Consider the following 7,704-nt stretch of genomic DNA (forward strand, 5'->3'; position numbering starts at 1 on the left):
GTTCCCGGCCGCCACTCTGCTCGCTGCCCGAATATCGGCACCGGATCTGCGCCGTCGACAAGAACCTGGAGCAGGTTCACCTCTGTCTCGGCACCCGGGCCCTGCCGCAGAATCATCCCAACCGCTTCGAATCCTATCTGCTAAACGCCATCCTCGGCGGCAGCATGAGTTCCCGCCTGTTCCAGAAGATCCGCGAAGAGCAGGGACTGGCCTATTCAATCTACAGTTATCTGAACTGTCATTCCGATGCCGGCGCCCTGGTCCTCTACGCCGGGACCTCGCCCGAAGATGCGCCCCATGTGACCGGCATCATGCTGAAGGAACTCAATCGCTTCAAGACCGAACCGGTCAGTGATGACGAAATGCATTTTGCCCGTGAGCAGTTGAAGGGACAGCTCCTGCTGTCGATGGAGAGCACCGACAACCGCATGACGCGGCTGGCGAAGAACGAGATCTATCTCGGCCGCAATCCCTCCATCAACGAAGTCATCGCGGGTTTTGACCGGGTTACGGCGGATGATATCCAGAAACTGGCCGCCTCCATCCTCCGCGACGACTATCTGACCCTGCAGGTGATGGGCCGGGTGAACGCGGGCGATTTTCCGGCCGTCGACCTGACCCTCGGCTGAGCGACCCTTTTTGTTTTTTTTCTGAAGCCAGACCTTTAACCGTATCGCTTTATTTCGGCAAGGAAGCCATTTCATGCAGCCGATCGACGTGCGTGTCATGCGTCTGCGGACCGATGCGATTCTCCCCCGGTACATGACCGAACTGGCCGCCGGTATGGACCTCTGCGCCGCCCTTGATGCGCCTCTCCATCTTGCCCCCGGCGCCCGCTGCCTGGTGCCGACCGGCATCGCCCTGGCGATTCCCGCCGGCTTCGAGGGGCAAGTCCGCCCCCGTTCCGGCCTCGCCCTGAAGAACGGGGTGACGCTCCTCAATACCCCGGGCACCATCGATGCCGACTATCGAGGGGAGATCGGGGTGATCGTCATCAATCACGGCCAGCGCGAGGTGGTCATCGATCATGGGGACCGGATCGCCCAACTGGTCATCGCTCCGGTCCGGCGGGCGACGCTGAACCTCGTCGAGTGCCTCGAGGCGACCGGGCGCAACGCCGGCGGTTTCGGCCACACCGGCGTCAACCACCGGAGCTGACATGGACCGGCATCCGCATCCTGAAGAGTTGCTCGAGTTTCCCTGCGACTACTTGTTCAAGGCCTTTGGACCCAACGACCCAGACGGCGTTTTTCAGGAGGCGGTCCGGGCAGCGGTCGACGCGGTGACGCCGGTCTCCCTGGATGCTGTAAAGTTGAGCCGGAGCGCCGGCGGAACCTATCTCTGCGTCACCGTTATGGTGCGCCTGCATACTTTTCAGCAGCTGGAAGCGATCTACGCTGCCCTGCGCCGGGTCGAAGGGCTCAAATACCTGCTCTGAGCCGACCTGGGGGAACATAAAAAAAATTATCGAGGAACCCTGCCATGCGAGACCCACGCATTGAAGAACTGGCGCGTATCCTGACCGGGTATTCCACCGCTGTGCAGCCGGGGAACATCGTGCTGATCAGTGCCTCCGGGATCGAGAGCCTGCCGCTGGTTACCGCCGTGCATGCCGAGGCGTTGCGGGCCGGTGCCCGGCACGTCGAGGTCGAGCTCGACCTGCCCGATCTGCGCCGCCAGTTTTTTGATCTGGCCGGCGCCGAGCAGCTCGCCTATTTCCCCGAGCATCGCCTGAATTTCATGCGGCAGGTGGACGTCTCCATCGGCATCGGCGCCCCTGACAACGTCATGACCCTGGCCCGCGCCGACCAGCAGAAGATCGTCGGCCACCAAAAGCTGCTGCACCCCATTCAGGAGGAGCGGGTCAAGAACACCCGCTGGGTGGTGACCCGTTTCCCCACCTACGGCGCCGCCCAGGACGCACGGATGAGCCTGGCCGAATACGAGGAGTTCTTCTACGCCGCCTGCAATGTCGACTGGGCTGCGGAGTCTCGCAAGCAGGACCGGCTCAAGCAGCTGCTCGACCGGGCGAACGAAGTACGCATCAGCGCCTCCGATACCAACCTGCGCTTTTCCCTGGCCGGCATGCAGGCGGTTAAATGCGACGGTCGCTACAATATTCCGGACGGCGAGGTCTTTACCGCGCCGGTTCGCGACAGCGTCGAGGGGTTCATCACGTTCAACGCCCCGACCCTTTATGGCGGGCGCGAATTCAACCAGATCCGCCTCGAATTCGAGCGCGGTCGGATCGTCCGCGCCACGGCGCCGCGCGAAGAAGAGGCGCTCAACCGCATCCTCGACACCGACGAAGGCGCCCGCTACATCGGCGAGTTCGCCATCGGCGTCAACCCGCGGATTCTCGCCCCGATGCGCAACATTCTCTTCGACGAGAAGATTTTCGGCTCCATCCACCTGACCCCCGGCGCTTGCTACGACGAGTGCGACAATGGCAATCAGAGTGCAGTCCACTGGGATATGGTAAAATTGCTCGCAGGGGACGGGACGATCGCTCTCGACGGCGAGCCGATCCAGGTCGACGGGCGCTTTGTCCACCCCGACCTGCTGGAGTTGAACCCGTCCTGAGTTGCAACGTATTTAATTGAAATTCTTGACCGTCAGCCTGGAGGAGAGTCCGCGTGCTTGTGTCCATCAATCCGCAGAATCCGCAGCCCCGCCTGATTAACCAGGTCGTAGAGGTGCTCAAGCAGGGGGGGGTGGTCGGCTACCCGACCGACACCACCTATGGCATCGGTTGCGACATCTTCAACAAGAAGGGGGTCAAGAAGATCTACCAGATCAAGCAGCGCGACCCCCGCAAGCCGTTCTCCTTCATCTGCGCCGACCTCTCCGACGTGGCAAACTACGCCCAGGTCAGCAACTTCGCCTTCAAGATCATGCGGCGGCACCTCCCCGGTCCCTACACCTTCGTGCTGGAGGCGACCCGGGTCGTTCCCGACCTGCTCACCACCCGACAGAAGACCGTCGGCATCCGTATCCCCGACAACCCCATCGCCCTCGCCATCGTCCGCGAGCTCGGGCATCCCCTGGTGACGACCAGCGCCAACGTCTCCGGGGAGGAGACCTACCAGGATCCCCAGGAGATACAGGAGTCCATGGGACACATGCTCGATCTGGTGGTGGACGGAGGCATGCTGCTGGGCGAACCGTCGACCGTCATCAGCCTGGTCGACGACCGGATCGAAGTTCTGCGGCAGGGCAGCGGCGACACGTCCTGGATTCATCAGCTCTAGTGAAGGAGACCGTCGCCATGGGCAGGAGACGAACCCGATTCGCCCTCATCGCCTTGGCGCTCGCCGGGCTGTTGCTGCTGGTGGCTCCCGCCGCCCTCGTCGCGGCGGAAAAAGCGCACGGCAGCGTCGGCCTGCAGGTGGTGCCGACGGCGAAGGGGGAGCTGGTGGTTCTGAGCGTGGTGCCCGGCGCGCCGGCCCAGACTGCCGGCCTGCAGCCGGGCGACCTGATTGTCCAGGTAGACGATTTTGCTCTGGCCGGCAGTGATTTTGCCGAAGTGGTTCCGCGCTACCTCTGGGGACCGGTCGGTGGCAGCGTGACCATCACCTACCTGCGGCCGGGGGAGGCGGGTCGCCATTCGCTGACCCTGAAACGGGCCGCGCTCAAACCCGTTGCCGCGCCGCCCGGCGTGAAAATGCTGACTCCCGACAAAAAATATTAGGCAGGAAGAGAGATGCAGACAAAAGAGATTACCGTGGTGCTCTACGGCCGCCGCCACAGCCGCGCCGACTGGAGCTTCGAACTGGATGAAGAGGTCCTCGACGCGATGCTGAAGGGCCTGGCCGAAGAGCTGGCGCCGTTCGGCATGGTGCTGCGGCGCGAGGCGAATGCGGAGATGGTCCTCGAGGTCAGGGGGTATAACGACTTGCTCAACACCGTGCGGCTGCGCTCGCCGCAGGACGGCATCGGCAACCTCTGCCTCGGCCACATCATTGGCATCAGTCCCAACCGCGACCTTCTCGAAGATATCCGCCGGGGGATCAACCGCATCGCCTTCGCCCCGGAGACCATCGAGCCTGAAGGGAGCAACAAGGTCGTCTGCCACAACTGCGGCTGCGGCTGCTGATGGGGGCGGGGGACTACTTCGGCGGCAGGGTGCGCAGGTAGAGAAGCATCGAGTCGAGTTCCTGGGATTCCAGCGCCAGCATCCTTCCTTTCAGCGCATCGCGGATGCAGAAGTTGATCATCTCCTTCAGCATCGGGTCGTCGTAGGCGCCGACCTCGGCCAGTCCCTTGCCACCCGGGTGACAGCTCGCACAGCTCTTGCCGTTGCTCCCCAGGGCGGTCGACTCGAAGAGCGTCTGCCCCATCGCCACCGTCGGTCCTTCCGTCGCCAACGCCGCTGCCGCCGTCACGGCCAGCAGAACTCCCGCGGCCATCCATCGCCTCATTGCAGTCTCCTCTCCGGCGTGTTCCTGCCAATAAAGACCCTAAGAATATAGACGGCGGGCCTCCCCTTGGCAAACCCTTCCTTCCGGATCCCCGGTCGTAACTGTCAGTAAACCCGCCGACAGATGCGCTCCTACTGCGGGGGGCGGTGCTTGTGAATGATTAAATAATTCGTCGCGTCGTTGCGGGCAGCGGCTTTTTGCAGGATACTTTTTTAAACGCGCCAGTGCGTGCACCGACTTGCTGAGACAGGAAAAGCCATGCCAGAGCGTCTGCAGATAGCCCGAAACTGGCTCCCCCGGTATACCGGGATGTCCCTGGACGATTTGGGGGAGTACATCCTGCTCACCAACTACCGCTACCATGTCGAGCGCTTCGCCGAGCTCTATGGCTGCGAGGTGCGCGGCGACAACCGGCCCATGCAGGGCGCCACCAACACCCAGGGGCTCTCCATCGTCAACTTCGGTATCGGCTCGCCCAACGCCGCCACCATCATGGACCTGCTCAGCGCCCGCCATCCAAAGGGCGTGCTCTACCTCGGCAAATGCGGCGGCTTGAAGAAGTCGACCGAGATCGGCCACTTCATCCTCCCCATCGCCGCCATCCGCGGCGAGGGAACGAGCAACGACTACTTTCCTCCCGAGGTCCCGGCGCTCCCCTCCTTCAAGCTGCACAAGTTCGTCTCCGAGAAAGTGGTGGCCGCCGGCTACGACTACCGCACCGGGGTGGTCTATACCACCAATCGCCGCCTCTGGGAACATGACCGCGCCTTCCTCGACCGCCTCCGCCGGCTCACCTGCATCGCCATCGACATGGAGACCGCCACCCTGTTCATCGTCGGCCACCACAACACCATCTCCCGCGGCGCCCTGTTGCTGGTCTCCGACCTGCCGCTCACCCCCGAGGGGGTGAAGACCGAAGAGTCGGATCTCGCCGTCACCCGCCAGTGGGCCGACATACACCTGCGCCTGGGCCTGGAGGCGATGGCCGAGATTGGGGAAAAGGGTGAGAAGATCAAGCACTTTCGCTACTGACCCCGGGGGGCAGGACCAGTACAGCCGCCTCAGAAACCGCTCTTGATCGTCGCTGTCGGAATCACCTGAGGCTCCACGGTTTCCGGGTCTTCTGCGATTTCTCGGTCGAGAACATCAACAACGAGCATGAGGTTGTCGGCCCCGGTGGGGTCGCTGCTGTCGAGACGAAAGGGCGGGCGAAGCCCGACAAAGGCAGGGGGAGTGTTGACGCGACGGTGATTTATGACGGACATGGAGCCATGATGAGCCAGGACCAGACTTGGGCCAGCTTGTTCCTTCCGGAGAGCCCAAAAAACAACGATGACGGATAGCGTCGCGAGGTTATTCCGGAGGGTGTTGCTGTTCCGGGTCTTCGAGCGTTTTTGTTGACAGAGGAATTTCTTCCTGTCATTGACGACATTATGTTATGTCGTCCGCCCTACTTTTCCTCGTCGGCGTTTCCGTCACCGTTTGATTTCACTCTAGCGCAGGCCGCCGGCTTGTCAAGCGACAAATTTCATCGATGATTCATATGTTTACAACCGTATGAAAATACAGGAGGGGAGGGTTTCCCGGATTCCGGCAGGGCCGCGGAGGATCGATCGGGTATTATTTGAAAGAACGCCTGATGCAATGAACAGCCGACGGTTGGTCTGATCTGCCGGGCGCCTCGCCCAAAGAAAGGAGTTCTTATGTACCGTGTCATCCCGCTGCTCTTGATCCTTGCCCTCGCTGCCTGTACCCCCGCCCTGACGCCCCAGGAGCGGGAAGCGGCCTATCGGAACGATCTCCGACGGCTGGTCCGAATCAGCCTGACCGAGCGGCTGCGGCCCCAGATTGAGGCGTCCTACCGGCAGCAGGTGGCGGCGCTCCTGCCGGCCGACCCTCCTTCTTCCGAGGCAACAAACCGCATGGTTGACGAGGAAATCGGGGCGGTGCTCGACCTGAAACTCGCCGATCTGGAAGAGCGGCTGGCGACGATTTTCGCCGTGCATTTTACCCCCGGCGAAATCCGGCAACTGCTCGCCTTCCATGAGAGCGAGGTCGGCCGCAAGAGCCTGGCGGCCTCAGCGGCAATGGCCGGGGAGAGCCGAGACGCGATTCAGGAATGGAGCCAGGAGTTCGAACAGGCCCTGTTCGAGCGGTTGACGGACCGGTTTGCGACGGAGGGGATCGAGTTCTAGGATATTACAACACCCCCGCTCACATCGATCAGGAAACTTTCACTAGCATGACCCCCGGCAGGCAGGAAAAACCATGAAGAAATTCGCCATTGCCCTTATCACCGTCCTCCTTTTCGCTCTCTCCGCCTACGCCGCCGCACCGATCTGGGAGGTGAAAAAGGGGGATTCGGTCATCTACCTCGGCGGGACCTGTCATCTCCTGCGCGACAGTGACTTTCCCCTGCCGGCCGCCTTCGATGTGGCCTACCGGCAGTCGGCGGCAGTCGTCTTCGAAACGGACATCGGGGAGCTGCAGAGTCCTGAATTCCAGCAGAAGATGATGGCCGCGCTGTTCTACCGCGATGGCCGCTCCCTGCCGGATGACCTGTCTCCGGAGGCCTATCTGGCGTTGCAGCGCTATTGCGAGAAGGCGGGGTTTCCGGTCGCCATGCTGCACCCGATGAAGCCGGCCATGGCTGTGCTGACCCTCGTTACCCTGGAGCTGCAAAAGCTCGGCATCACGGAAGCCGGCGCCGACCGATTCTACTACGACAAGGCGCTGGCCGAGGGGAAGAAAATCGAGGGCCTGGAAACCGCCGACGAGCAACTCGACTTTCTTGCCGTGATGGGGAAGGGGATGGAGGATTCGCTGATCGAGCAGTCGCTCGCCGACCTGAGCCGGACGGGCACGATGTTCAACGAAATCATCCAGGTCTGGAGGAGCGGGAACGAGAAGGAGTTGGGCCGACTCCTGGTGGAGTCCACCCGTAAGGATTTTCCGGAGATCTACCAGACCCTGCTGGTGGCCCGGAATGCGGACTGGCTGCCGAAGATCGAAAAGCTTCTCGCCACTCCCGAACGGGAACTGGTGCTGGTCGGCGCCGCCCACCTGGTCGGTGGGGACGGGTTGCTCGAATCTTTGAAGAAACAGGAATATGAAGTAAAGCAGCTCGACTGAAAACTCCCGCCTCCACCCAAACCATCGCTCCAAGGCCAGAGTCCCGAATCCATTGGTCTTAATCAGTCCCGCATTGCGAGTCGTCTTTTCTCCCCTCCCCCATTAATGCTCAGGTCTTGAAGCCATCGTCTTTGCTATAATATAAGTATAA

General features: G+C 61.9%; 12 protein-coding genes. 10 read left to right on the forward strand and 2 right to left on the reverse strand.

All coding sequences use genetic code 11. From position 1 onward, the window contains the following. The 7 genes from VD811_15660 to VD811_15690 all read left to right on the forward strand — a co-directional run. A partial coding sequence (locus tag VD811_15660; GenBank protein ID HXV22420.1) for an insulinase family protein occupies positions 1-629 on the forward strand: 629 nt, incomplete at its 5' end. 73 nt (positions 630-702) lie between these two features. Next, positions 703-1,158 carry a dUTP diphosphatase gene (dut, locus tag VD811_15665; GenBank protein HXV22421.1) on the forward strand — a complete coding sequence of 152 codons (456 nt, stop codon included), beginning with the start codon at positions 703-705 and terminating at the stop codon, positions 1,156-1,158. A 1-nt stretch (position 1,159) separates the two neighbouring features. Then, positions 1,160-1,438: a DUF493 domain-containing protein gene (locus VD811_15670; GenBank protein ID HXV22422.1), complete on the forward strand. Its 279-nt coding sequence runs from the start codon at positions 1,160-1,162 to the stop codon at positions 1,436-1,438. 44 nt (positions 1,439-1,482) lie between these two features. Next, positions 1,483-2,583 carry an aminopeptidase gene (locus tag VD811_15675; protein HXV22423.1) on the forward strand — a complete coding sequence of 367 codons (1,101 nt, stop codon included), beginning with the start codon at positions 1,483-1,485 and terminating at the stop codon, positions 2,581-2,583. 53 nt (positions 2,584-2,636) lie between these two features. Further along, positions 2,637-3,251, forward strand: a complete 615-nt coding sequence (locus VD811_15680; protein ID HXV22424.1) for an L-threonylcarbamoyladenylate synthase — start codon at positions 2,637-2,639, stop codon at positions 3,249-3,251. Positions 3,252-3,268: 17 nt separating this feature from the next. Then, positions 3,269-3,691: a PDZ domain-containing protein gene (locus VD811_15685; protein ID HXV22425.1), complete on the forward strand. Its 423-nt coding sequence runs from the start codon at positions 3,269-3,271 to the stop codon at positions 3,689-3,691. 12 nt (positions 3,692-3,703) lie between these two features. After that, a complete protein-coding gene (locus tag VD811_15690) occupies positions 3,704-4,096 on the forward strand; it encodes a hypothetical protein (protein ID HXV22426.1) in 393 nt (130 codons plus the stop codon). A 13-nt stretch (positions 4,097-4,109) separates the two neighbouring features. On the opposite strand, the gene VD811_15695 is transcribed toward VD811_15690, so the two are convergent. Then, the gene (locus tag VD811_15695) at positions 4,110-4,421 is read right to left on the reverse strand and encodes a cytochrome C (GenBank protein ID HXV22427.1); all 312 of its coding nucleotides are present in this window, start codon (positions 4,419-4,421) and stop codon (positions 4,110-4,112) included. Between the two features lie 258 nt (positions 4,422-4,679). Between VD811_15695 and VD811_15700 the strand changes: the two genes are divergently transcribed. Beyond that, on the forward strand, positions 4,680-5,453 hold the full coding sequence (locus tag VD811_15700) for an AMP nucleosidase (protein ID HXV22428.1): 774 nt from the start codon (positions 4,680-4,682) through the stop codon (positions 5,451-5,453). Positions 5,454-5,482: 29 nt separating this feature from the next. On the opposite strand, the gene VD811_15705 is transcribed toward VD811_15700, so the two are convergent. Next, complete coding sequence (locus VD811_15705) at positions 5,483-5,686, reverse strand: hypothetical protein (GenBank protein HXV22429.1); 204 nt, start codon at positions 5,684-5,686, stop codon at positions 5,483-5,485. Between the two features lie 438 nt (positions 5,687-6,124). Between VD811_15705 and VD811_15710 the strand changes: the two genes are divergently transcribed. Both VD811_15710 and VD811_15715 read left to right on the forward strand, forming a co-directional pair. After that, positions 6,125-6,616 (forward strand): DUF2059 domain-containing protein, encoded by a 492-nt coding sequence (locus tag VD811_15710; GenBank protein HXV22430.1) that lies wholly within the window; start codon positions 6,125-6,127, stop codon positions 6,614-6,616. A gap of 73 nt (positions 6,617-6,689) precedes the next feature. Further along, on the forward strand, positions 6,690-7,553 hold the full coding sequence (locus VD811_15715; GenBank protein ID HXV22431.1) for a TraB/GumN family protein: 864 nt from the start codon (positions 6,690-6,692) through the stop codon (positions 7,551-7,553). Positions 7,554-7,704: the final 151 nt, after the last annotated feature.

The sequence above is a fragment of the Desulfuromonadales bacterium genome (assembly GCA_035620395.1).
GTDB lineage: Bacteria > Desulfobacterota > Desulfuromonadia > Desulfuromonadales > DASPGW01 > DASPGW01.

Bases quoted from the DNA above. Each gene is read 5' to 3' on its own strand.
- VD811_15705 (HXV22429.1), bottom strand. From the start codon at position 5,686: ATGTCCGTCATAAATCACCGTCGCGTCAACACTCCCCCTGCCTTTGTC.
- VD811_15670 (HXV22422.1), top strand. From the start codon at position 1,160: ATGGACCGGCATCCGCATCCTGAAGAGTTGCTCGAGTTTCCCTGCGAC.
- VD811_15690 (HXV22426.1), top strand. From the start codon at position 3,704: ATGCAGACAAAAGAGATTACCGTGGTGCTCTACGGCCGCCGCCACAGC.
- VD811_15700 (HXV22428.1), top strand. From the start codon at position 4,680: ATGCCAGAGCGTCTGCAGATAGCCCGAAACTGGCTCCCCCGGTATACC.
- dut (HXV22421.1), top strand. From the start codon at position 703: ATGCAGCCGATCGACGTGCGTGTCATGCGTCTGCGGACCGATGCGATT.
- VD811_15695 (HXV22427.1), bottom strand. From the start codon at position 4,421: ATGAGGCGATGGATGGCCGCGGGAGTTCTGCTGGCCGTGACGGCGGCA.
- VD811_15685 (HXV22425.1), top strand. From the start codon at position 3,269: ATGGGCAGGAGACGAACCCGATTCGCCCTCATCGCCTTGGCGCTCGCC.
- VD811_15675 (HXV22423.1), top strand. From the start codon at position 1,483: ATGCGAGACCCACGCATTGAAGAACTGGCGCGTATCCTGACCGGGTAT.
- VD811_15710 (HXV22430.1), top strand. From the start codon at position 6,125: ATGTACCGTGTCATCCCGCTGCTCTTGATCCTTGCCCTCGCTGCCTGT.
- VD811_15715 (HXV22431.1), top strand. From the start codon at position 6,690: ATGAAGAAATTCGCCATTGCCCTTATCACCGTCCTCCTTTTCGCTCTC.